The sequence below is a fragment of the Poseidonocella pacifica genome, from assembly GCF_900111875.1.
Classification (GTDB): domain Bacteria; phylum Pseudomonadota; class Alphaproteobacteria; order Rhodobacterales; family Rhodobacteraceae; genus Poseidonocella; species Poseidonocella pacifica.
Map to the genome: position 1 here is coordinate 524,892 of NZ_FOJU01000002.1, position 23,855 is coordinate 548,746.

The window sequence follows — 23,855 nt, forward strand, 5'->3', positions numbered from 1 at the left end:
GTACCCCCCGCCACCCGGTTATGCGTATTTGGCCTGGATCTCTTCCGAGATGTTGTTCGGCACGGGATCGTAGTGATCGAACTGCATCGTGAACTGCGCCCGGCCCGAAGACATGGACCGAAGAGTGTTGATGTAGCCGAACATGTTGGCCAGCGGAACCATGGAGTTGATTGCGACGGCGTTGCCGCGCGGCTCCTGGCCCGTCACCTGACCGCGACGTGACGTCAGATCGCCGATGATGCCACCGGTGTATTCTTCCGGCGTCACAACCTCGACCTTCATGATCGGCTCAAGCAACTTGGCACCCGCTTTGCGCAGACCTTCACGCATACACATCCGGCCAGCGATTTCGAACGCCAGAACACTGGAGTCCACGTCGTGGAACTTACCGTCGATCAGCATGACCTTGAAGTCGATCACGGGGAAACCAGCAAGTGGGCCGCTATCCATGACGGACTTGATGCCCTTCTCGACGCCGGGGATGTATTCCTTCGGAACCGCACCACCAACGATCTTGGACTCGAACGAGAAGCCCTCGCCAGGCTCTGTCGGCGAGATGACCATCTTGACCTCGGCGAACTGACCCGAACCACCCGACTGTTTCTTGTGGGTGTAGGTATGCTCAATCTCGTGACCGATGGTCTCGCGATAGGCAACCTGCGGCGCACCGATGTTGGCTTCGACCTTGAACTCACGCTTGAGGCGATCAACGAGAATGTCGAGGTGAAGTTCGCCCATGCCCTTCATGATCGTCTGACCGGACTCGAGGTCGGTTTCGACGCGGAAGGAGGGGTCTTCGGCGGCAAGCCGCGCGAGGCCCTGGGACATCTTCTCCTGGTCGCCCTTCGTCTTGGGTTCGACCGCAATCTCAATCACCGGATCGGGGAAGGTCATGGTTTCAAGAACCACCTGCTTCTGCGGATCACAGAGCGTATCACCGGTCGTGGTCTCCTTGAGACCAGCAAGCGCGATGATGTCGCCGGAACCTGCCCATTCGATCTCTTCACGGGAATTGGAGTGCATCATCATCATACGACCGACGCGCTCTTTCTTGCCCTTGGTGGAGTTCAGCACCGAACCGCCCTTTTCGAGCAGGCCAGAGTAGATCCGGGTAAAGGTCAGCGAGCCGACAAACGGGTCGTTCATGATCTTGAACGCGAGGCCCGCAAACGGCTGATCGTCGCCAGGACGGCGCTCGATGTTGCGCGTCTCTGTTTCGTCGTCAGGGGAGAAGCCCATGTACGGCGGCACGTCGAGCGGACCGGGAAGATAGTCGATCACACCGTTCAGGAGGGGCTGGACGCCCTTGTTCTTGAACGCGGAGCCACAAAGAACGGGGACGAACGACATGGACAGCGTGCCCTTGCGGATCATCTCACGCAGCTTCGCCTCGGTGGGCATATCGCCCTCGAGGTAGGCTTCCATCGCCTCGTCATCCATCTCGACAGCGATCTCGATCAGGTTGGCCCGCATTTCTTCGGCCTGATCCTTGAGCTCGTCGCGGATCTCCTGAATGACCCAGCTCGCGCCAAGATCTTCGCCCTTCCAGACCCATTCCTTCATGGTCACGAGGTCGATGATGCCTTCGAGCTTGTCTTCTGCCCCGATGGGCATCTGGATCGGTGCCGGAATCGCGCCGGTGCGATCCTTGATCATCGCGACGCAGTTCCAGAAGTCCGCACCAATCTTGTCCATCTTGTTGACGAACACGATGCGCGGGACCTTGTAACGGTCAGCCTGACGCCAGACGGTCTCGGTCTGTGGCTCCACACCAGCGTTGGCATCGAGCACGGCAACGGCCCCGTCAAGCACGGCGAGCGAACGCTCAACTTCGATGGTGAAGTCGACGTGACCGGGTGTGTCGATGATGTTGAACCGGAACTTGGCTTCCTGCGGAGTGTCGCCGTAGATACCAGTGGGGTTCTCGCCGTCCTCGGTACGGAACCAGAATGTCGTGGTCGCAGCAGAGGTAATCGTGATGCCCCGCTCCTGCTCCTGCTCCATCCAGTCCATCGTCGCGGCGCCATCATGCACCTCGCCGATTTTGTGCGACTTGCCGGTATAGAACAGGATCCGCTCGGTGCAGGTGGTCTTGCCTGCATCGATGTGGGCCATGATCCCGAAGTTACGGTACCGGTCGAGTGTATATTCGCGTGCCATTGGGGATGCCCTTGCGTGTTACCAGCGGTAGTGGCTGAACGCCTTGTTGGCGTCGGCCATCTTGTGGGTGTCTTCGCGCTTCTTCACGGCGGAACCGCGCGATTGAACAGCGTCGACAAGCTCGCCTGCAAGGCGCTCTTCCATCGTGTTCTCGTTGCGGCCGCGCGAGGCGGTGATCAACCAGCGGATTGCCAGCGCTTCGCGGCGCTCGGGACGAACCTCGACGGGCACCTGGTATGTGGCACCACCAACGCGGCGGGAGCGAACTTCAACCGCCGGCTTGATGTTGTCGAGCGCTTCGTGGAACACCTCGACAGGCGCGCGCTTGATCTTCGCTTCGACGCGCTCAAGTGCGTTGTAAACGATGGTTTCCGCGACCGACTTCTTGCCGTCGATCATCAGGTTGTTCATGAACTTTGTCAGAACCCGGTCACCATACTTGGCGTCGGGCAGAATCTCGCGTTTTTCAGCGGCGTGACGGCGGGACATTCTCTAAATCCTCTTACTTCGGACGCTTGGCGCCATACTTGGAACGGCGCTGCTTACGATCCTTGACGCCCTGGGTATCCAGAACACCGCGCAGGATGTGGTAACGCACGCCGGGAAGGTCTTTCACACGGCCGCCACGGATCAGGACAACAGAGTGCTCCTGAAGGTTATGGCTTTCGCCGGGGATGTAGGAAATCACCTCGAAACCATTGGTCAGGCGCACCTTGGCAACCTTCCGCATGGCCGAGTTCGGCTTCTTCGGCGTCGTCGTATAGACCCGCGTGCAGACACCGCGCTTCTGCGGGCACTGCTCGAGGTGCATTGACTTAGAGCGTTTGACTTTCGGCTGCCGCGGCTTGCGGATCAGCTGTTGGATCGTTGGCATTCCGGTCTATCCCCGTGTTGCTCACACATGTGTTCGTGCACGTCAGGACGTGCGGTTTCTCGTCGATTGCGCCTTGCGCGTCCGCAAAACACAAAAACCGCATTCGTCCCCTGTTTTGACAGGAACGACGCGGTGGGTTTCCAGAGGATCGGGGAAATCTAGTCCCGGATCTTGTCCACTTCGGTTCTGATTTTCAGCGCTGGAGGCAATGCCCCCTTGCCGAGGTGTGGCGTCTATAGGGGGAGTCGCGCGCCTTGTCAACTGAATGGTAAGACACTATCCCTTCCCCTGCAGAAGCTCCGCCATGATGACAGTAACCCCTCGTGGTTGATACCGAAATCGTCACGCAGAAGGTCTGGCAAGCCAGCGCGGTCAAAGGCGTATCCACTGAGGTTTTGGCTTCGCTCCGACAAGGCGCTGTCGTTGCCCCCATGGGCGCCACGAATGAACATTGGCTGGTGCTCCATGCTCAGCGTTGGCATCTGTTTCCAGACCCGCATATGGGGATAATCGAGCAAGCTTCCCGGATCATCCGGGCGCAGCACAAGCGCGAGCGCCGGCGTCCAGAGCCGCGCCAACGCCGGTGAAAACGAAAGCTCCGGCCGATCAGCGCGCATGACCAGCCCCTTACAGAAATCGACCGCGAGGCGCCCGTTCCGGGCATGAACTGGGCCAAGAAGGGCAGCGATGCTACGAACCTGTGCGACGAAGCTGCCGGCGATGGCATCGTCGTCATCCAGCCGGAATTCCGCCACCGCCGCTACGGATGGATCACGGGCCGACACCATCAGCCGCCGTACCATGCGCCGATGATTCCGGCCCTCGGCCACGAACACCGGACGTATCTGCGGGACTTGCGCCGCCAACTCCAACAGCCGGGTCCGCGCTGGATCCGGCAATTGATCGCCGAGCATCAGTAGAAGCGTAAAACGATCATCTGTCTGGGCACGTAGGCAGGGCATGATGAGGTGCTCGAAAAAGAAGAGGCGCAGCGCCAGCCGCGCCGGATCGTAAAGGTAGGCCCGAAGTGCATCGAGTGTCGGGAAGTCGTGATTGAATGCCCGCAGTTCCGACGGATAAGACCACCGGCACAGGCCGAGTACCTGCAGATCGTCAGGTATCATGCGCAGAGCCGCCACAGGCGCGCGTCCGTGCCACTCTGAGTACGTCTCATGTCCTCTCCGTCGCCACCACGGGGGGTAAGCCACATGCCGCAGTGAAAGCCCCCTACCCGCCTCTGTTACAGAACCTGCTCCGCAAAGTGAAAGCTGTATTGTCCGCGTGATCAAACTCAAAAGGCCCCGGCGTTGCGCCGGGGCCTCTTACTACTCGATTTATGACGGCTTTATTCGTCGCGGCTTTCCGGCGTTTCGACGAGGCCGCTATCGATCTCGTCCTCAATCACGGGAGCGGCCAACGCGGCGGCCGCTTCGGCCTCCTCGCGACGCGCTTCGATGACGATATTGTCACGCTCCGAAGCGATACGCGTCACCCGCTGGGTGGCACCACCGGTGCCCGCCGGGATCAGGCGGCCAACAATGACGTTCTCCTTGAGGCCCACGAGCTTGTCGCGCTTGCCCTGTACCGATGCCTCGGTAAGGACGCGAGTCGTCTCCTGGAAGGAGGCCGCAGAGATGAAGGAACGCGTTTGCAGCGAGGCCTTGGTGATCCCAAGCAGGATCGGCTCACCCTGTGCCGGACGACCACCTTTGGCGATCGCCTTTTCGTTGGCCGCATCGAACTCCGCCTTGTCGACGTGTTCGCCCTTCAACAGCGTCGTCTCGCCGCTGTCCTGAATCTCCCACTTCTGGAGCATCTGACGAACGATGACCTCGATGTGCTTGTCGTTGATCTTCACACCTTGGAGACGATACACGTCCTGCACTTCGTCGATCATGTAGTTTGCCAGCGCTTCGACACCCATGATGGCAAGGATGTCATGCGGCGCAGGGTTGCCGTCCATGATGTAATCGCCCTTCTGCACGAAGTCGCCTTCCTGCACCGGGATATGCTTGCCCTTCGGCACCATATATTCGACCTGCTCCTGCGTGTCATCAGCAGGCTCGATCGCGATCCGACGCTTGTTCTTGTAGTCGCGCCCAAAGCGAACATAACCGTCGATTTCGGCGATGATCGCGTTGTCCTTGGGACGGCGCGCTTCGAACAGTTCGGCCACACGTGGCAGACCACCGGTGATGTCCTTGGTCTTGGCACCTTCGCGCGGGATACGTGCAACCACGTCACCCGCTTTCAGGGCCTGACCATCTTCACACGACAGGATCGCATCAACGGACATCGGATAGGTGATCGGGTTGCCCTGATCATTGCGCACCGGCTCGCCTTCGGCATCGATCAAGATGACCTCGGGCTTGAGTTCGTTGCCCTTGGGCACCGAACGCCAATCGGTCACGATCTTCTGCGTCATGCCGGTCGCATCGTCGGTTTCCTCGCGCACGGCAACACCGTTCACCAGATCCACATGACGTGCGATACCGTCCTTCTCCGCGATGATAGGCAGCGTGAAGGGGTCCCATTCAAAGAGCTTGTCACCACGGGTGACTTCGTCGTGCTCCTTGACATGAAGCTTGGTGCCGTAGCCCAGCTTGAAGCTTGCACGCTCCTCGCCGTCCTCGCCCACGATCACCAGTTGCATGTTACGGCCCAGAACGATCTGAGCGCCCTCCGCATCGGTGATGATATTGGTATTGCGGAACTCCGCCTTACCCGCCTGGTTGGCCTCCTGGAAGGACTGCTGACCACCCTGAGCAACGCCGCCGATGTGGAATGTTCGCATCGTAAGCTGTGTACCCGGCTCACCGATCGATTGTGCCGCGATGATGCCGACCGCTTCACCGACGTTGACGCGCGTGCCGCGGGCGAGGTCCCGACCGTAGCACTGGGCGCAGACACCGTCTTCGGCTTCACATGTCAGCGGCGAGCGGATCCGTACGCTTTCCAGCGCGGATTCCTCGACAGCATCCGCCATGCGTTCGTCGATGATCTCACCTGCGGCTACGATCACCTCATCCGTTCCCGGACGAACCATGTCTTCCGCAGCGACCCGGCCAAGGATGCGCTCGCCCAGAGACGAAACAACCTCACCATCGTTCACAGCCGCGGAGGCAGTGATTGCCCGCTCCGTGCCGCAATCATGCTGGCGAATGATGCAGTCCTGCGCCACGTCCACGAGACGACGGGTCAGGTAGCCCGAGTTCGCCGTCTTGAGAGCCGTATCCGACAGACCTTTACGCGCGCCGTGGGTGGAGTTGAAGTACTCCAGAACCGTCAGGCCTTCCTTGAAGTTCGAGATGATCGGCGTTTCGATGATGTCGCCGTTCGGCTTGGCCATCAGGCCGCGCATCCCACCGAGTTGCTTCATCTGGGTCACGGACCCCCGCGCCCCGGAGTGGGCCATCATGTAAACGCTGTTGGGCTCGCGCTCTGCGCCGTTCTCGTCCCTCTGCACGGCCGAGATCGCACCCATCATCGCATCGGTGACCTTGTCGTTACACTTGGTCCACGCGTCGATCACCTTGTTGTACTTTTCGCCCTGAGTGATCAGGCCGTCCATGTACTGCTGCTCGAACCCCTTCACCTGATCGCGGGTATCGTCGACGATTTCCCACTTGTGCTCGGGGATTACCATGTCGTCCTTGCCGAAGGAGATGCCGGCCTTGAAGGCCTCGCGGAAGCCCATCGTCATGATGTGGTCGCAGAAGATGACCGACTCTTTCTGACCGCAGTAACGGTAGACGGTATCGATGACCTGCTGGACTTCCTTCTTGCGAAGGAGCCGGTTCACGAGGTTGAACGGTGCCTTGGCATTCAGCGGCAAGAGCGCGCCAAGCCGCACGCGGCCCGGCGTGGTGTCAAAGCGCTGCATGACTTCCATGCCGTTTTCGTCGATCTGCGGAATGCGCGCCTTGATCTTGGCGTGCATGTGCACTTCGCCGGAGTCGAGCGCGTGCTGCACTTCTTCGATCGAGGAGAAAACCATCCCCTCGCCCTTCATGCCTTCACGCTCCAGGGTCACGTAGTAGAGACCAAGGATCATATCCTGCGACGGAACGATGATCGGCGCGCCGTTTGCAGGCGACAGAACGTTGTTCGTCGACATCATGAGGACGCGCGCTTCGAGCTGAGCCTCAAGCGAGAGTGGTACGTGAACGGCCATCTGGTCGCCGTCGAAGTCAGCGTTGAATGCCGAACAGACGAGCGGGTGCAGCTGGATCGCCTTGCCTTCGATCAGCACAGGTTCAAACGCCTGAATGCCAAGACGGTGCAGGGTCGGAGCACGGTTCAGCAGGACCGGATGCTCGCGGATCACCTCATCGAGGATGTCCCAAACTTCAGGCCGCTCTTTTTCGACCAGCTTCTTGGCCTGCTTCACCGTCGAAGACAGGCCTTTGGCCTCAAGCCGCGAGTAGATGAACGGTTTGAAAAGCTCGAGCGCCATCTTCTTGGGCAGGCCGCACTGGTGCAGCTTGAGTTCCGGACCGGTTACGATGACCGAACGGCCGGAGAAGTCGACGCGCTTACCCAGAAGGTTCTGACGGAAACGGCCCTGCTTGCCCTTGAGCATGTCGGACAGCGACTTCAACGGACGCTTGTTGGCACCCGTGATGACGCGACCGCGGCGGCCGTTGTCAAAGAGCGCATCGACGGATTCCTGAAGCATCCGCTTTTCATTCCGCACGATGATATCCGGCGCGCGCAACTCGATCAGCCGCTTGAGGCGGTTGTTCCGGTTGATCACTCGACGATAAAGATCGTTGAGGTCCGACGTCGCGAAACGGCCACCGTCCAGCGGGACCAGCGGGCGCAGTTCCGGGGGAATGACCGGAATGACCGTCATGATCATCCACTCAGGCCGGTTCCCGGATTCGAGGAAGGACTCTACGACCTTGAGGCGCTTGATGATCTTCTTGGGCTTCAATTCACCGGTCGCTTCGGCGAGATCCGCACGAAGCTGTTCCGCCTCGGATTCGAGGTCGATCGCCGCCAGCATCTCACGGATGGCTTCGGCGCCGATGTTGGCCGTGAACGCATCGGCACCATAGGTGTCCTGCGCGTCCATGAACTCTTCTTCGGTCATCATCTGGCCGTACTGAAGCTCGGTCAGGCCGGGTTCGATGACAACGTAGTTCTCAAAGTACAAGACCCGCTCCAGATCGCGCAGGGTCATGTCGAGCATGAGGCCGATACGCGACGGAAGCGATTTCAGGAACCAGATATGCGCGACGGGAGAAGCCAGTTCGATGTGGCCCATCCGCTCGCGGCGTACCTTTTGCAACGTCACTTCGACGCCGCACTTCTCGCAGACAACGCCGCGATATTTCATCCGCTTGTATTTGCCGCACAGGCATTCGTAGTCCTTTATCGGGCCAAAAATACGCGCACAGAAAAGGCCGTCCCGCTCAGGCTTGAACGTCCGGTAGTTGATGGTTTCAGGCTTCTTGATCTCGCCGAAGGACCACGAGAGGATCCGTTCCGGCGATGCGAGTGAGACCTTGATTTCATCGAAGGTCTTCACCGGTGCAACCGGATTGAACGGGTTGTTTGTGAGTTCCTGGTTCATAGCTTTCCCTTTCGGAGGGGATTCAGAAAAAGATGACATCGGTTGATGCAGCGAGGAGGAGAACTCCCCAAGGAAACCGCTTTGGCCGAAGGTATTTGAAGAAGGTTGGGTCGCTTCCGGGGGGCTTTTGAAACGCGCCGACCGAAGTCGGAAGCTTCCCAACCATGTTCAAAGATTACTCATCTTCCTCCGTATCCAGGAGTTCCATGTTGAGGCCCAAACCGCGGACCTCTTTGACGAGAACGTTGAAGGATTCAGGTACGCCGGCCTCGAAGTTGTCTTCGCCTTTGACGATCGACTCGTAGACCTTGGTCCGGCCTGCCACGTCATCCGACTTCACCGTCAGCATTTCCTGCAAGGTGTAGGCGGCGCCGTAAGCTTCGAGCGCCCAGACCTCCATCTCACCGAAGCGCTGACCACCGAATTGTGCCTTACCACCAAGCGGCTGTTGAGTGACGAGGCTGTAGGGCCCTGTCGACCGCGCGTGGATCTTGTCGTCCACAAGGTGGTGCAGCTTGAGCAGGTACTTGATACCCACGGTCACCGACCGGCTGAACTGTTCGCCCGTGCGTCCGTCGAACAGGATGGACTGACCGGATTGGTCGAAACCTGCCCGCTTCAGCGCATCGTTGACGTCGGGTTCCTTCGCGCCGTCAAAGACGGGTGTTGCGATTGGAACGCCGCGGGTCACGTTTCCTGCGGCCTCGACGAGATCGCTTTCGTCCATGCCTTCGATGCCCTCTTCATAAACATCGTCGCCATAGGCGAGGCGCATCGCTTCGCGCACCGGGGTCAGATCGCCCGACCGGCGATAGTCGCCAAGCGCGTCGTCGATCTTGATGCCCAGACCACGTGCGGCCCAGCCCATGTGTGTCTCAAGGATCTGCCCGACGTTCATACGCGACGGAACACCCAGCGGGTTTAGGCAGAAGTCCACGGGCGTACCATCCGCGAGGAACGGCATGTCCTCCATCGGCACAACCTTGGAAATCACACCTTTGTTGCCGTGACGTCCGGCCATCTTGTCGCCCGGCTGCAGCTTGCGCTTCACCGCGACGAACACCTTGACCATCTTCATGACACCCGGGGGGAGGTCGTCCCCACGGCGCACCTTCTCGACCTTGTCCTCGAAGCGGGCATTGAGAGCGCGCTTTTGCGCCTCGTACTGCTCGTTGAGGGCCTCAAGGTGCTTGGCATCTTCCTCGTTCTCGAGGGCGATCTGCCACCACTGACCTTTGGTCAGCGTGCCAAGAACTTCCTCGTTGACCTCGGAGTTCGGCTTGACCCCGCGCGGGCCTTTGACGGCCGTCTTGCCCATCAGCGTGGTCTGCAGGCGCGCATAGATGTTGCGGTCGAGGATCGCGAGCTCGTCGTCACGGTCACGGGTCAGACGTTCGACCTCTTCCCGCTCGATCTGCAGTGCGCGTTCGTCCTTCTCGACACCGTGACGGTTGAAGACACGAACTTCCACGACTGTGCCGTAATCGCCCGGCTTCACCCGCAAAGAGGTGTCGCGCACGTCAGAGGCTTTCTCACCAAAGATCGCGCGGAGCAGCTTCTCCTCCGGCGTCATCGGGCTTTCGCCCTTCGGGGTGATCTTGCCCACAAGGATATCGCCCGGCTCCACATCGGCGCCGATATAGACAATCCCGGCCTCGTCGAGGTTGCGAAGCGCTTCCTCACCGACGTTCGGAATATCCCGCGTGATCTCTTCCGGCCCGAGTTTCGTATCACGGGCGGCGACTTCGAATTCCTCGATGTGGATCGAGGTAAAGACGTCGTCACGCGCGATGCGCTCGGAGATCAGGATCGAGTCTTCGTAGTTGTACCCATTCCAAGGCATGAAGGCGACGACGACGTTCTTGCCGAGCGCCAGTTCACCCATGTCCGTGGAGGGACCATCCGCGATGACTTCGCCCTTCTGAACCGTATCACCAACCTTCACCAGCGGACGCTGGTTGATGCAGGTGTTCTGGTTCGAGCGCTGGAACTTACGCATGCGGTAGATGTCGACCCCGGGATCGCCGGGCTCAAGATCCGCTGTTGCGCGGATCACGATCCGCTGCGCATCCACTTGGTCGATGATGCCCGCGCGGCGCGCCATGTAGGCAGCCCCGGAATCGCGTGCGACGACTTCTTCGATACCCGTGCCAACGAGCGGCGCTTCGGCACGCAAGAGCGGAACAGCCTGACGTTGCATGTTCGAGCCCATCAGAGCGCGGTTCGCGTCGTCGTTCTCAAGGAACGGGATCAGCGAGGCGGCGACGGACACCAACTGCTTGGGAGAGACGTCGATCAGATCGACATTCTCGTTGGGTGCGAGCGTATAGTCACCATTCTGACGGGTGCTCACCAGATCGTTCACGAAACGGCCACCCTCGTCGAGATTGGCGTTCGCCTGCGCCACGGTGTGACGCATTTCCTCGGTCGCGGACATATAGTGCACTTCGTCCGTAACCTGGCCGTCCTTGACCACTCGGTAGGGCGTCTCGATAAAGCCGTACTTGTTGACCCGCGCAAACGTGGCCAACGAGTTGATCAGACCGATGTTCGGGCCTTCCGGCGTCTCAATCGGGCACATCCGGCCATAGTGGGTCGGGTGAACGTCGCGAACTTCGAAGCCGGCGCGCTCACGGGTCAGACCGCCCGGGCCAAGCGCCGAAAGGCGACGCTTGTGCGTCACTTCGGAGAGCGGGTTTGTCTGGTCCATGAATTGCGAAAGCTGCGAGGAGCCGAAGAACTCACGCACGGCCGCGGCGGCCGGTTTCGCGTTGATCAGATCCTGCGGCATGACCGTGTCGATCTCGACCGAAGACATACGCTCCTTGATCGCGCGCTCCATGCGAAGCAGACCAACGCGGTACTGGTTTTCCATCAATTCGCCAACGGACCGCACACGGCGGTTGCCGAGGTGGTCGATGTCGTCAATGTCACCCTTGCCATCGCGAAGCTCTACGAGCGCCTTGATGCAGGAGACGATATCCTCACGGTCCAACGTCCGTTGGGTGTCCGGCTTTTCCAGCGCCAGACGCATATTCATCTTCACACGGCCAACTGCGGAGAGGTCATAGCGCTCGCCATCGAAGAAGAGCGTGTCGAAAAGGTTCGACGCGGCCTCGACGGTGGGCGGCTCGCCAGGACGCATGACGCGATAGATGTCCATCAGCGCGCCATTGCGGTCCATGTTCTTGTCCTGCGCCATGGTGTTGCGCATGTAGGGACCGACATTGATGTTGTCGATATCGAGGACAGGAATCTCAGTGACGCCGGCATCGACCAATTCCTTGATCGTGCCGCCGATGATCTCCCCGGACTTGTCGCGCTCGAAGGTGAGCTCGTCGCCGGCCTCGACATAGATGGCGCCGTTCTCTTCGTTGATGATGTCGCGCGCGACGAACTTGCCCGCGATCTGCTCGAAGGGCAGCAACAGTTCAGTGACCTTACCCTCATCGATCAGCTTCTTCACCGCGCGAGGTGTGACCTTCTTGCCCGCCTCTCCGATGACTTCGCCAGTCGCCGCGTCCACGAGATCATAGGGCGGACGTGTGCCGCGCACCCGCTCGGGGAAGAACTTCGTGACCCAGCCGGTGTTGCGCTCAAGGCGATAGTCGACCGTATCGTAATACGCGGTCATGATCGCTTCCTGATCCAGCCCGAGAGCATAGAGCAGGGTCGTCACAGGCAGCTTGCGACGGCGGTCGATGCGCGCGAACACAAGATCCTTGGCGTCGAATTCGAAATCGAGCCACGAGCCGCGATAGGGAATGATGCGGCAGGCAAAGAGCAGCTTGCCCGAGCTGTGCGTCTTGCCCTTGTCATGGTCAAAGAACACGCCGGGGCTGCGGTGCATCTGGGATACGATGACCCGCTCCGTCCCGTTGACGACAAAGGTGCCATTGGGCGTCATCAGGGGCATGTCGCCCATGAATACGTCCTGCTCCTTGATGTCCTTCACAGACTTAGCACCAGTATCCTCGTCCACATCGAACACGATCAGGCGCAGAGTCACCTTGAGCGGCGCGGCATAGGTCATGTCGCGCTGCATGCACTCTTCGACGTCATACTTTGGCTTCTCAAGCTCGTACTTGACGAATTCGAGGACCGACGTTTCGTTGAAGTCCTTGATCGGGAAAACCGACTGGAAAACACCCTTGATGCCTTCGCCGTCAAGCGGCTCGGGCTGATCGCCGGAATTCAGGAACAGATCGTAGGAGGATTTCTGAACCTCGATGAGGTTCGGCATCTCCAGCACTTCGCGGATTTTGCCGTAATATTTGCGTAGACGTTTCTGGCCGAGGAAGGACTGAGCCATATTAGGTGTCACCTTTCAGTTTCTCAACGGTTGCACCCGCCGTCGGGGCTACGACGGTGCGACCATACGAGAGGGGTCTTGTCGCGGATCAATGCCTGGCACCCGTCCCACCGGAGCCTCCCGATCCTCTTGACCTACCCAGGGAAAGCCCGACATCCGGACCTTTCCAAGACAGGTGAGGCTGGACCCAGGTTACCCCGGGCCCAGCCATTTTCATGCGTCCCGCATCACGCGGGCGCAGATCACTTGAGTTCGACTTCGGCGCCAGCTGCTTCGAGCTTGCCCTTGATCTCGTCAGCTTCGTCCTTGGAGACTTGCTCCTTGACGGCCTTGCCACCGGCTTCAACCAGTTCCTTGGCTTCTTTGAGGCCAAGACCGGTGATTGCGCGGACTTCCTTGATCACGTTGATCTTGGAGGCGCCGGCCGACTTCAGGATGACGTCGAATTCGGTCTGCTCTTCAGCGGAATCGCCGCCGGCGTCGCCAGCAGGGCCAGCCATCATGACGGCGCCGCCTGCTGCGGGCTCGATGCCATACTCGTCCTTGAGGATGGTTTTCAGTTCTTGTGCTTCGAGCAGGGTCAGACCCACGATTTGCTCTGCAAGTGCTTTCAGATCAGCCATTGTGACTCTCTTTTCTCTAGATATGTGTTCCAACGCGGGTGGCAATGCCTCCACGCAGATCTTCCATGTGCCTTATGCAGCCTCGGCCTTCTCTTCGATGGTCGAGAGAATGCTTGCGATGTTCGAAGCAGGCGCGCCAATCGCACCGGCGATATTCGAAGCAGGTGCACCGATCATGCCAACGATGGTCGCGATGAGTTCATCACGCGACGGCATTTTCGATACAGCTTCGACGCCGGCCCGGTCGAGGGCCGTATCACCCATTGCCCCGCCCAGGATTTCAAATTTCTTGTTATCCTTGGCGAAGTCCTCGGCCACCTTGGCTGCTGCCACGGGGTCCTCGGAAAAGGTGAGTACAGTCATACCCGTGAGGTAGTCAGCAATGCTTGAGCAGGGCTTTCCCTCGAGGGCGATTTTGGCGAGCTTGTTCTTGGCAACGCGTACGGATCCACCTGCTTCGCGAGCGCGGGCACGAAGATCCTGCATTTCGGCAACTGTCAGACCGGCGTAGTGGGAGACCACGACGACGCCAGAGCTTTCAAAGATCTGGCCGAGTTCCTCGACCACTTTCTCTTTCTGGGCTCTATCCACAGTTTCACTCCAATTGTTGGAGGGGGTAACCCCTCCGGCTCTTGTCTTGCCGAGGCCAGAGCCCCGACAAACGGGTCCGAACGGGTCGTAACCAAAATCGCTTTCCCGAGGGCACGAAGCCCCAAAGAAATTCGGTCTCTTCCCATCTCAGGCAGGATTTATGGCATGCACCACCCACCGTCTCGGACGAATCATCGGGCCACTCAACGAAAAGTGGGCGACCCAACGGAGGGCCTCATAGCCAAACCTTGAGGAGAAGTGAAGGCCCCGCGCGCAAAAAGTTCCACAATTGGACCGGGGCGCCATCACAAAGACGCGACCAGCCGCAGGACGGAACAGCGCTCCGAGGGCGTTGGAGGGATCATATCACCTCAGAATGCTGCCGCCAAATCGAATTTTGGCGCATTACGTCAAGCTTTTCGCGCGCTCTCCACGCCAAAGGATAAAAAGACCCGCGAGCACAATCAGGCCCGATCCGATCATCATCGACATGCTCAGGCTTTCGCCAAAGAGCACCACCCCGAGGGCAATTCCAAAGAGCAATCTGGTGTACCTGAACGGGGTGACGACGGAGACCTCGCCACTGCGCATGGCTTTCATGAGACAGGAATAGGCGGCTACGCCCGTCAGCACTGCCGCAATCAGGGCAAGTGACGCGCTCACCCCCGGCACCACGAACGGCACTACCTGCCACAGCGCGAAGACGCCGCCCGCGACAACAATCGCGAGAAATCCGTAGAAGCCGAGGATTGATGTGCTGAGTGATGCCGGGGCGGCCCGGCTTGCAAGATCACGACCAGCAAACCCGATCATGCCGATGATTGCCAGTACGGATAGCACCGAAAAACTGTCCGTGCCGGGCTGGACGATTACCACCACCCCAGCCAAGCCGATTACGATGGCCGCCCACCTGCGCCAGCCGACCTTTTCGCCAAAGGCCAAGGCAGCGCCAGCAACAACAACTAGCGGCGTTGCCTGCAGGATCACCGTGGCGGCCGATAGGGGGATCAGGGAAATCGCGAGGACGTAGAACAGCCGGCCAATCACTTCGAACAGAACGCGAATGCGCATCGGACGAGACACGACATCGGGAGAAAATAGTCGATCTCCGGTCAGGACTGCGATGCAAGCAAACCCGAATGCGCCCCCGGCGCCGAACAGGATCAGGATTTCGGCCACAGGCAACGTCGCCGCCGCTGCCTTCAGCAAAGCATCCTCCACCGAGAACGCCCCCATCGCAGCCACCATCCATAGGCTCCCGAGGAGATTCGCCCGGCGGTCCGTTGCGATACCGGTGATCACGAAAGGCCCATTGCTGCTTGGAAAGCTTTCATTCCGCTGGATTCCCTTCAGGCGTTCACGTTCATTGCTTTTAGCGGACTTTGGCTCCCTCATCCAAACGATGAGGTGCCACGAAAAAAGGCGGACCCGAAGATCCGCCTTTCAATTCGATTACACCGTCTGATTACTCAGCGGAAGCAGCATCCGCCACATCAACCGTCACGCCGGGGCCCATGGTCGAGGACAGCGCGATTTTCTTGAGGTAGGTGCCTTTGGCGCCAGCTGGCTTGGCACGTGCAACCGCGTCGATAAAGGCACGGATGTTCTCTTCGAGCTTGGCTTCGTCAAAGGATGCCTTGCCGACACCTGCATGGACGACACCGGCTTTCTCTGCCTTGAACTGGACCTGGCCGCCTTTGGCGTCCTGCACAGCTTGTGCCACATCCATGGTCACCGTCCCGACCTTGGGGTTCGGCATCAGGTTGCGGGGGCCAAGTACCTTACCCAGACGACCAACGATGGGCATCATGTCTGGTGTGGCGATGCAGCGATCAAACTCGATCTTGCCGCCTTGGATCGTTTCCATCAGGTCCTCTGCGCCAACGATATCGGCACCGGCCGCGGTGGCCTCATCGGCCTTCGCGCCACGGGCGAAAACAGCAACGCGCACGGTCTTGCCTGTGCCGTTGGGCAGGCCGACAACGCCGCGCACCATCTGGTCAGCGTGGCGGGGGTCGACGCCGAGGTTCATCGCGATCTCGACGGTTTCGTCGAACTTCGCGTTGGCGTTCGCCTTGATGAGCGAAACAGCTTCCTTGACGGTCAGGTTGTCCTTGCCCGCGAAGGCATCACGTGCGGAGCGGGTACGTTTTCCGAGCTTTGCCATCTTACTTTACCTCGATGCCCATGGAGCGGGCGGAGCCCAGGATGATCTGCATCGCCTGTTCGATCGTGTTGGCGTTGAGATCTTTCATTTTCGCTTCGGCGATTTCCTTGACCTGTGCGGCAGTCACGGAACCCACGGTCTCACGGCCGGGAACCTTGGCGCCGGACTTCAGCTTGGCCGCCTTCTTGAGGTAATAAGACGCAGGCGGCGTCTTGATTTCCATCGTGAAGGACTTGTCCTGATAATAGGTAATCACGGTCGGGCACGGCGCACCGGGCTCCAGGTCCTGCGTCTTGGCGTTGAACGCCTTGCAGAATTCCATGATGTTGATGCCGCGCTGACCGAGCGCCGGACCCACTGGGGGGGACGGATTTGCCTGGCCCGCGGGGACCTGCAGCTTCATCGAGCCTACGAGTTTCTTGGCCATCTGGCCTCTCCTTTTTCCAACACCGCCCCAGACGCGTCCGGGCGGCCTGATGTTGTGTGGTCAGGTCCGCGCATCGCGATGCGCTCGCCTCCCACAATACGCACTCAGCCCTGCTTGGAGACCTGAGTGAATTCCAGTTCGACCGGGGTTTCCCGGCCAAAGATCGACACCGTCACCTTCAGGCGCTGGTTGTCTTCGTCGACCTCTTCGACCATTCCGTCGAAATCCTCGAACGGACCGTCGTTGACCTTGACGCGCTCACCGATCTCGAAGTGGATCAAGGTGCGCGGCGCATCCTCGCCTTCCTGAACGCGGTTAAGGATCTGGTTCACCTCGGCGTCGCGCATCGGCATCGGACGGCCCTGCGGCCCCAGAAAGCCAGTCACCCGGTTGATCGAGTTGATCAAGTGATAGCCGCCGTCGGACATTTCCATATGCACCAGAACATAGCCGGGCATGAAGCGACGTTCCGTCGAGACCTTCTTGCCGCGTCGGATCTCGATGACCTCTTCGGTTGGGACAAGCACCTCGTCGATCTGATCTTCGAGACCTTTTTCCGCCACCGATGTCCGGATCTGTTCAGCGATCTTCTTCTCGAAATTCGAGAGGACGCTGACCGAATACCACCGTTTTGCCATTGCTGTCTCCGACCTCGCGTTCCGCGCCTCGATTTCATTGTCTGACGGGGACTTCGCTGTTCCCCGAAATATCGCATCCGTGAACAAAAACGGGCGTGCAACCGAATCGCCACACGCCGTTGTTACGGAAACAGGGTGCGATTACCCTTCGCTGCCCGGGAATTCAAGACCTGCCCCGGGGCTTTTCACCCTTATCACCCGACCGCAGCGAGCAAGGCTTGCAAGCCTGTCCGGATCATGAGGTCCACCCCGAAGAAGAAGACCGCAGTGATCGCGGCGAGAACAAAGACCATGATCGTGGTCAACAGGACCTCGCGGCGGGTAGGCCAAACGATCTTGGCCACCTCGGCGCGGGTCTGCTGGATGAACTGGAGCGGGTTGGTCATGGCCATGGGACGAAAGCTTCCTGCAGTGATGACGGCCCACATACGCGCCGACCCCTCGAAGATCAAGAGCGCAAGCTGCCCCGCAGCGCAGGCCGCAACAGATCGCACCCGTCGTTTTCCGCCAGCAGCGCCAGATCCGTCTCATACGCGGCGAGGCTTCGTGCACGCGCATCAGTATCCCACGGATCGAAATCGGGGGCGGACGGATTGGAGGACATCGCTGCGCGCGCCGCCCCTATCGGATCCGCACAGGGCCCCTGCCGAAGGAGCTCGGCCACCGCCGCCGCGGAGAGCCCGGCATTGATCCTCTGCGGGAGCGGCACAATTCGGGGGCCGAGCCGCCAGCTTGTCATCCGGCGAAACGCCGGAACGGCGACGGCTGGATAATCCTCATAGGTCCAAAGACAGAGCGATTCGACCCCGGCGATCCCCGACAACCTCGCAACCAGATCCGACCATCGCATCGCCTCGGGCTGCCGTTTGCCACAGAACGCCTCGAACGTGCCACGATATCCGTTGAAGAGGGCATGGCGATACACCGAGGCTAGCCAATCCGCGGGATCCCGCATTGCCAGAAAGAGACGCACCGGAGAGGGCGCGATCGCCTCGATCAGGCGCCGAACCCGCGCCTCCGCCTCGGGATATAGCCCCCCGTCGCTCAATGCTTTATTGGCATCACCAAGAAGGTTTTCTTCGCTGATAATCAACCGCCTGCCACCCCGCCCCACGAGCCAGCGCAGTTGGTCCTGCGGGGGACGCCCCGCAAATGGCGCACGCCCCCCCAAGCCGAAAAGATCGCTCAGAGATGCCGCACCCCGCAGGGTTTGAGGGCCGAGAAATTCCATGCCGGAATCGCGGAGCGTGTCGCGGTGAGCCGCAAGCGTTTTTTGAAGATGCGTGGAGGCTGTTTTGTGTGCGCCCACATGGAGCGATACGGGAACCGGGCGGGCCAAATTTCGCTCCTCGGTCATTCGGCCTGGCAGGGGCAGCAGGGCTTGAACCCGCGACCTACGGTTTTGGAGACCGTCGCTCTACCAACTGAGCTATACCCCTTCAGGCCGGGGCTTTGGGTAGGCCAGACGCGACAAAACTTCAAGGGCCATTTCGCGCACCGGTGAGGAAAAAGCGCACCTTTCCGCGCGCTCCTTCCCGATGACCTTCCCCTACAACTGGATCCGGTACCGCGCAAAGCCATCCGGACCATCGCCCGCCGGTTCGAGAGTGACGCCCGGCACCGATCCGGCATAGGTTTCTGCGGCAGGCCCCGTATCGAACAGCACCGTGGCACCCTCTATCGGGGCGAAACGCCAGTTGCCGTCTGCACTCGGGTTGATGGTGCCCTGCTCCACGATATAGCGCACGATCACGTCGCGATTGGTGTCGGGAGCCTCGAAAATGATCGTTTGTCCGTCCGCACCGGGGAAATTGCCTCCGCCGCCGGCGCGATAGTTGTTCGTCGCGATCACAAACTCCTGCGCGGGGTCGATCGGCGCGCCCTCGTAAGTGAGGTTCACGATGCGGTTAGCGTTCGGCTCCACCACGTTACCGTCCCGGTCGAACTTCGCAGGCTGTGAAAGGTCGATCTGGTACTCCACCCCGTCGATCACGTCGAAGTTGTAGGAGGGGAATTCCGGGTTCAGCAACACTTGGTCCGCAGCGCCCGGCTTCACCTGATTGAACATTCCCGCAGACCGCTCCAGCCAGTCCTTCACTTGCGCGCCGGTGACCTTCACCGCCCGCGCCGTGTTGGGGTACAAATAGAGATCAGCCACGTTCTTGATAGCCACATCCCCCGCAGGCACGTCGGTGTAGTAATCCGGCCCGCCCCGGCCACCCGCCTTGAACGGCGCAGCGGCGGACAGGATTGGCAGACCCTCATACTCACTTCCGGCCAGCATCTGCTCAATGTACCACTTCTGCGCCTGAGAGACGATCTGCACCGAGGGGTCATCCGCGACCAGTGCAAAGTAGGAGTGTAGCGGAGCCGAAGTCTTGCCCACTGCACGGCGCACATAGGCCAGCGTTGCCTCGTGTTCCTCCCGCGCGGCCTCAAGTACACCCTCCTCGCTTTCGACCAGCGCGGTGACGGAACGATCCTCCTCCCGCTGGGAGATGGGCCGAATTTCAGAGCCGTTGCCCACGACGCGCCATTCACCAGCCTCGCGGGTCAGCATCAGGTCGATCACCCCGAGGTGTGAGCCCCAGAACCCGGCCATGACCGCCGGCTTGCCGTGCAGCGTCCCTTTTTCTGCGTCCACACCGGGAACCCCGGCATAATCTGGGCCCGGAAAATTGCGGTGATGGTGCCCGGTCATGATCGCGTCGATTCCCTCCACGGCGGCCAATGGCACGGAGGCGTTTTCCATCATCTCTTCGTGCTCCGCGCCGCCGATCCCGGAATGGCTGAGCGCGATGATGATGTCCGCACCCTCTTCCTTCATCTGCGGCACATAGGCCTTGGCCGTCTCGACGATGTCGCGCGCGATGACGTTGCCCTCAAGGTGCTGACGATCCCAGCGCATGATCTGCGGCGGCACAAACCCGATAAGGCCGATCCGCAGCGGATGCGTCTCCCCTGCCCCGTCTGTCACGTCACGGTCGAGGATCACGTATGGTTTCACCAGCGTCGTATCCTTGATCGCTGTAGCGCCCTCTTCCTTGACCACATTCGCGCTCAGAACCGGGAATGCTGCCCCGGCCAGTGATTTCACAAGGAAGTCGAGCCCATAGTTGAATTCGTGGTTTCCCAAGGTGCTGGCATCGAAGCCGACAGCGTTCATCGCGGCGATCACCGGATGCATGTCGCCCTCTTTCATTCCCCGCTCATAGGCCATGTAGTCGCCCATCGGGTTGCCCTGAAGGAAATCACCGTTGTCCACGAGGATCGAGTTGGTCGCCTCGCGCCGGATCTCCTCCACGTGGGCCGCCGTGCGGGCCAAGCCGACGGTGTCTATGGGTTTGTCCGCGTAATAATCATAGGGATAGACATGCACATGCAGGTCCGTCGTCTCCATCAGGCGCAGATGCACCTGTCCCGCCTGCGCGCTGGCGGAGAACGGATGAAGCGCGATGTACCCGGCAGTGCTGCCGAGAAAGCCGCGGCGCGAGAGTGAAAGCATGGGGACCTCCTGAGGGATTTTCTGATTTTCCCCTACTCTGGCACCACGACACTCATGCGACAATGGTTTCCGCAGCGGCCTCCAGCGCCCGAAGATCGCCACCGCAAATGGCCGCCTCCGCCTTGAGCACGTCCGCGATGGGCCAATCCCACCACGCAATGTCCAGCAGTCGCGCAATTACCCCCGCGGGAAAACGCCGCCGCACAACCCGCGCGGGATTGCCAACGACAACTGTGTAATCCGGCACCTCGCCGCCCACCACCGCGCCCGCCCCCACAATCACGCCAGAGCCGATCCGCGCGCCGGGCAAGATGCGCGCGCCCTGCCCGACCCAGACATCATGCCCCAGTACGGTATCCCGTCCCGGTCCCGGCATGGAAGGCCGCCCAGCGACCTCCCCGCCCCCAAAGACCGCGAATGGAAAGGTTGAAAATCCATCGTGCCGGTGGTTCGCGCTCGCCGTGATGAACAGCGCACCATCGGCAATTTGACAGAACTTTCCGATCACCAACCGCTCTGGGGAGAAATCGAAGAGATAGGGCGCCAGATGCGCGGCCCAATCCGAAGGCGGGATATGAGCACTGGCGTAGGAGTAGTCGCCTACCTCGATGCGGGGATGGTCGATCACGGGCTTGAGAAAGACAGTACCCTCATGTCGCCTGCCATCGGGCAGCGGCACGGGTTGGCGCTCATCTGGCGCAGGGAAAGGACGGTGCATGGGGAACCTCAGTCTGATGTACGAAAAACGGCTCAGATCGCGGTTTTGTCCATCACACCCTCCCTCGCTAACGCCGGGGCCTCATGCCACCTTCGGGAATTGCCCCTGCGTGAACGCAACCTACCATAGAACGGGGCGCGGTGGAATATCGCTGCTCACGTCGAGGGGTGGGGCTTAGGGATCGCCTCCGGCCCTCGGTCAAACAAGATTCGCGTCGATCAGGTTTCTCGAGGGCAATACCGAAGGGCCAAGGTCGCGTGCCTTCCGCGATCCTTCCTTTTTATGACGCGCTGTAAAATCAGGAGACCCATGAATGCCCAAAACCACCAGACGCGGCCATGAGGCTGAGCGCCCTTCGGAGATCCCGCCAGCGGGTTGGCGGGCGATACTGGGGCGTGTCTGGAAGGAAATTGCTGCGGATCATGTCACCGTGGTCGCGGCCGGCGTGGCGTTCTTCGGACTGCTCGCGGTATTTCCTACAATCGGCGTGTTCGTCTCCGTCGGCGGGGTGATCCTCGACCCTGCCGACATAGTCTCCGAACTGGAGACCGTCGTGACGCTTCTGCCTGAAAACGCCGCCACGATCATTACCGATCAAATCGTCAGCGTCGCGGGAAGCGACGGGAGCACGACAGGCATCGCCGCCGCACTCGGGATCGGGGTGGCGCTTTATGGCGCGATGCGCGGGGTCCTGACCCTGATCGAGGGTATGAATATCGCCTATGACGAGGAAGAGACCCGCGGCGTGTTCGTACTTTACCTTACCGCCTTGCTGCTGACTGTTGTCTTGCTTCTGGCGGTCGTCTTGACGTTCGCGATCCTTGTTGTCCTCCCGGGGCTCGCCGTACTTCTTGGGCTGCCGGATTGGGTGGAAAGGGTCATAGGCTGGTCGAAATGGCCCATACTCGGGGCGCTCACGATCACCGGTCTGTCGGTGCTCTACCGGTTTGGTCCCTCCCGCCGGAATCCCCGGTGGCGCTGGATTAGCCCCGGAAGCATTCTGGCCACCATGTTGTGGCTGGGCGGGACCCTTGGCTTCTCTCTCTATGTTCAGAACTTCGGGCGCTATAATGAGACCTATGGCGCGCTCGGCGGCGTCGTGGTCCTGCTGACGTGGTTCTGGCTGTCGGCGTTCATCGTCCTGTGTGGGGCCGAACTTAACGCCGAGATGGAGCACCAGACACGCCGTGACAGCACGGTGGGGCCAGATAGGCCGATGGGAATGCGCGGGGCGGTAAAGGCCGATACCCGGCCCAAGGGAGAGGCCTGAGACTCAGATCCAATTCATCCTTCGAATGATAAGCAGCTGCACGCCGACCACCACAACCAACGCGGCGGAAAATATCCAGAACGCGCCGGAATGCTGCGCCCCCGGCATGCCCGCGAGGTTGATGCCAAAGAGACCTGTCAGGAACCCCAGCGGCAGGAAAACTGCCGACAGGATCGACAACATATACATGTTGCGATTGAGGCGCTCCGACAATTCCCCGGAGAGTTCTTCGCGCAGGAGGGTCATGCGCTCTCGCATCGCCTCCATATCTTCCACCAACCGCACCATGGCATCATGTTCCTCGGACAGACGTCTGCGATCAGGCGGGGACAACCATTCGAACTCGGCCAGGGCGAGTGCCGCGAGTGCATCCCGCTGCGGAATACCATAGCGGCGCAGACGCACCGCCTGCATCCGCAAGTCGGTCAGACGCTCCCGCATATCGCGGCTGGGCCGATCAATCACCATTTCCTCCAGCGCGTCCGCCTCATCGTCCGCGGCCTGCGCGAACAGGTCGATCCGGTCGGCCAACATCTCAGCGATGGTCGCGATGAAGGCGCCCGCATCGCGCGGCCCCTCGCCACGATCAAACGCTTCCGCCATTTCGTGCAAGGCGGGAACAGGTCGACGAGAGACGGTGATGACCCGGTTCGCATCGATCCATAGCCGAACCGACACCATATCGTCCGGCTCCGCGCCTAGGTTCGTGTTGATGCCTCGCAAGATGACAAGAGCGCCCACACCGATCGGCGTGAAGCGGGGCCGGGTTTCCTCTGCTATGAGAGCATCCGTTATCGTCTCATCAAGGTAATCGAGTTGCCCTTCTATCCAGCCTTCGGTCTCCGGATGAAGCGCTGAGAGATGAACCCACCCAAAGGTCTCCGATTCCAGCACGGCGGCAATATCCGCCCCCGGAACGCGCCTCGCGGGCGCATCCTTGTCGAAGGCAAAGGCATATTCGATGGCATCCGTCATGGCCGGACGATGCCACC

General features: G+C 60.3%; 18 protein-coding genes and 1 tRNA gene. 1 reads left to right on the plus strand and 18 read right to left on the minus strand.

Annotated elements, in window-relative coordinates; all coding sequences use genetic code 11:
• Positions 1-18 precede the first annotated feature (18 nt).
• The 17 genes from fusA to BM234_RS07790 form a co-directional block, all read right to left on the minus strand.
• Positions 19-2,160 (minus strand): elongation factor G, encoded by a 2,142-nt coding sequence (gene fusA, locus BM234_RS07710; RefSeq protein ID WP_092062708.1) that lies wholly within the window; start codon positions 2,158-2,160, stop codon positions 19-21.
• Positions 2,161-2,178: 18 nt separating this feature from the next.
• Positions 2,179-2,649, minus strand: a complete 471-nt coding sequence (rpsG, locus tag BM234_RS07715; RefSeq protein WP_092062712.1) for a 30S ribosomal protein S7 — start codon at positions 2,647-2,649, stop codon at positions 2,179-2,181.
• A gap of 13 nt (positions 2,650-2,662) precedes the next feature.
• Positions 2,663-3,034, minus strand: a complete 372-nt coding sequence (gene rpsL / locus BM234_RS07720; protein WP_005621086.1) for a 30S ribosomal protein S12 — start codon at positions 3,032-3,034, stop codon at positions 2,663-2,665.
• Positions 3,035-3,291: 257 nt separating this feature from the next.
• Entirely contained in the window at positions 3,292-4,158 is an 867-nt protein-coding gene (locus BM234_RS07725) for a glycosyltransferase (protein WP_139226783.1), read from the minus strand.
• Between the two features lie 221 nt (positions 4,159-4,379).
• On the minus strand, positions 4,380-8,612 hold the full coding sequence (gene rpoC, locus BM234_RS07730) for a DNA-directed RNA polymerase subunit beta' (protein WP_092062718.1): 4,233 nt from the start codon (positions 8,610-8,612) through the stop codon (positions 4,380-4,382).
• A gap of 175 nt (positions 8,613-8,787) precedes the next feature.
• On the minus strand, positions 8,788-12,924 hold the full coding sequence (rpoB, locus tag BM234_RS07735) for a DNA-directed RNA polymerase subunit beta (RefSeq protein WP_092062721.1): 4,137 nt from the start codon (positions 12,922-12,924) through the stop codon (positions 8,788-8,790).
• 242 nt (positions 12,925-13,166) lie between these two features.
• Positions 13,167-13,547 (minus strand): 50S ribosomal protein L7/L12, encoded by a 381-nt coding sequence (rplL, locus tag BM234_RS07740; protein WP_092062724.1) that lies wholly within the window; start codon positions 13,545-13,547, stop codon positions 13,167-13,169.
• Between the two features lie 72 nt (positions 13,548-13,619).
• The gene (rplJ, locus tag BM234_RS07745; RefSeq protein ID WP_092062726.1) at positions 13,620-14,138 is read right to left on the minus strand and encodes a 50S ribosomal protein L10; all 519 of its coding nucleotides are present in this window, start codon (positions 14,136-14,138) and stop codon (positions 13,620-13,622) included.
• 405 nt (positions 14,139-14,543) lie between these two features.
• Complete coding sequence (locus BM234_RS07750; protein ID WP_092062729.1) at positions 14,544-15,386, minus strand: DMT family transporter; 843 nt, start codon at positions 15,384-15,386, stop codon at positions 14,544-14,546.
• 217 nt (positions 15,387-15,603) lie between these two features.
• A complete protein-coding gene (gene rplA / locus BM234_RS07755; RefSeq protein WP_092062732.1) occupies positions 15,604-16,305 on the minus strand; it encodes a 50S ribosomal protein L1 in 702 nt (233 codons plus the stop codon).
• Between the two features lies 1 nt (position 16,306).
• A complete protein-coding gene (gene rplK, locus BM234_RS07760) occupies positions 16,307-16,732 on the minus strand; it encodes a 50S ribosomal protein L11 (protein WP_092062735.1) in 426 nt (141 codons plus the stop codon).
• A gap of 104 nt (positions 16,733-16,836) precedes the next feature.
• On the minus strand, positions 16,837-17,370 hold the full coding sequence (nusG, locus tag BM234_RS07765; protein WP_092062738.1) for a transcription termination/antitermination protein NusG: 534 nt from the start codon (positions 17,368-17,370) through the stop codon (positions 16,837-16,839).
• A gap of 194 nt (positions 17,371-17,564) precedes the next feature.
• Positions 17,565-17,762: a preprotein translocase subunit SecE gene (gene secE, locus BM234_RS07770; protein WP_092062741.1), complete on the minus strand. Its 198-nt coding sequence runs from the start codon at positions 17,760-17,762 to the stop codon at positions 17,565-17,567.
• A gap of 56 nt (positions 17,763-17,818) precedes the next feature.
• A complete protein-coding gene (locus BM234_RS07775; protein ID WP_092062744.1) occupies positions 17,819-18,709 on the minus strand; it encodes a hypothetical protein in 891 nt (296 codons plus the stop codon).
• 24 nt (positions 18,710-18,733) lie between these two features.
• Positions 18,734-18,809, minus strand: a tRNA-Trp gene (locus tag BM234_RS07780).
• Positions 18,810-18,919: 110 nt separating this feature from the next.
• Entirely contained in the window at positions 18,920-20,875 is a 1,956-nt protein-coding gene (locus tag BM234_RS07785; RefSeq protein ID WP_092062747.1) for a bifunctional 2',3'-cyclic-nucleotide 2'-phosphodiesterase/3'-nucleotidase, read from the minus strand.
• Positions 20,876-20,927: 52 nt separating this feature from the next.
• Positions 20,928-21,593, minus strand: coding sequence for a CatB-related O-acetyltransferase (locus tag BM234_RS07790; RefSeq protein ID WP_092062750.1), 666 nt, complete (start codon positions 21,591-21,593; stop codon positions 20,928-20,930).
• Positions 21,594-21,906: 313 nt separating this feature from the next.
• On the opposite strand from BM234_RS07790, the gene BM234_RS07795 reads away from it, so the two are divergent.
• Positions 21,907-22,863: a YihY/virulence factor BrkB family protein gene (locus BM234_RS07795; RefSeq protein WP_092062753.1), complete on the plus strand. Its 957-nt coding sequence runs from the start codon at positions 21,907-21,909 to the stop codon at positions 22,861-22,863.
• A gap of 3 nt (positions 22,864-22,866) precedes the next feature.
• On the opposite strand, the gene BM234_RS07800 is transcribed toward BM234_RS07795, so the two are convergent.
• A complete protein-coding gene (locus BM234_RS07800; protein WP_217645957.1) occupies positions 22,867-23,838 on the minus strand; it encodes a zinc transporter ZntB in 972 nt (323 codons plus the stop codon).
• Between the last annotated feature and the right edge of the window lie 17 nt (positions 23,839-23,855).

Excerpts from the sequence above, each read along its gene's own strand:
- fusA (WP_092062708.1), bottom strand. The coding sequence starts at position 2,160 with ATGGCACGCGAATATACACTCGACCGGTACCGTAACTTCGGGATCATG.
- rpsG (WP_092062712.1), bottom strand. The coding sequence starts at position 2,649 with ATGTCCCGCCGTCACGCCGCTGAAAAACGCGAGATTCTGCCCGACGCC.
- rpsL (WP_005621086.1), bottom strand. The coding sequence starts at position 3,034 with ATGCCAACGATCCAACAGCTGATCCGCAAGCCGCGGCAGCCGAAAGTC.
- BM234_RS07725 (WP_139226783.1), bottom strand. The coding sequence starts at position 4,158 with ATGATACCTGACGATCTGCAGGTACTCGGCCTGTGCCGGTGGTCTTAT.
- rpoC (WP_092062718.1), bottom strand. The coding sequence starts at position 8,612 with ATGAACCAGGAACTCACAAACAACCCGTTCAATCCGGTTGCACCGGTG.
- rpoB (WP_092062721.1), bottom strand. The coding sequence starts at position 12,924 with ATGGCTCAGTCCTTCCTCGGCCAGAAACGTCTACGCAAATATTACGGC.
- rplL (WP_092062724.1), bottom strand. The coding sequence starts at position 13,547 with ATGGCTGATCTGAAAGCACTTGCAGAGCAAATCGTGGGTCTGACCCTG.
- BM234_RS07750 (WP_092062729.1), bottom strand. The coding sequence starts at position 15,386 with ATGGTGGCTGCGATGGGGGCGTTCTCGGTGGAGGATGCTTTGCTGAAG.
- rplA (WP_092062732.1), bottom strand. The coding sequence starts at position 16,305 with ATGGCAAAGCTCGGAAAACGTACCCGCTCCGCACGTGATGCCTTCGCG.
- rplK (WP_092062735.1), bottom strand. The coding sequence starts at position 16,732 with ATGGCCAAGAAACTCGTAGGCTCGATGAAGCTGCAGGTCCCCGCGGGC.
- nusG (WP_092062738.1), bottom strand. The coding sequence starts at position 17,370 with ATGGCAAAACGGTGGTATTCGGTCAGCGTCCTCTCGAATTTCGAGAAG.
- secE (WP_092062741.1), bottom strand. The coding sequence starts at position 17,762 with ATGGCCATGACCAACCCGCTCCAGTTCATCCAGCAGACCCGCGCCGAG.
- BM234_RS07785 (WP_092062747.1), bottom strand. The coding sequence starts at position 20,875 with ATGCTTTCACTCTCGCGCCGCGGCTTTCTCGGCAGCACTGCCGGGTAC.
- BM234_RS07790 (WP_092062750.1), bottom strand. The coding sequence starts at position 21,593 with ATGCACCGTCCTTTCCCTGCGCCAGATGAGCGCCAACCCGTGCCGCTG.
- BM234_RS07795 (WP_092062753.1), top strand. The coding sequence starts at position 21,907 with ATGCCCAAAACCACCAGACGCGGCCATGAGGCTGAGCGCCCTTCGGAG.
- BM234_RS07800 (WP_217645957.1), bottom strand. The coding sequence starts at position 23,838 with ATGACGGATGCCATCGAATATGCCTTTGCCTTCGACAAGGATGCGCCC.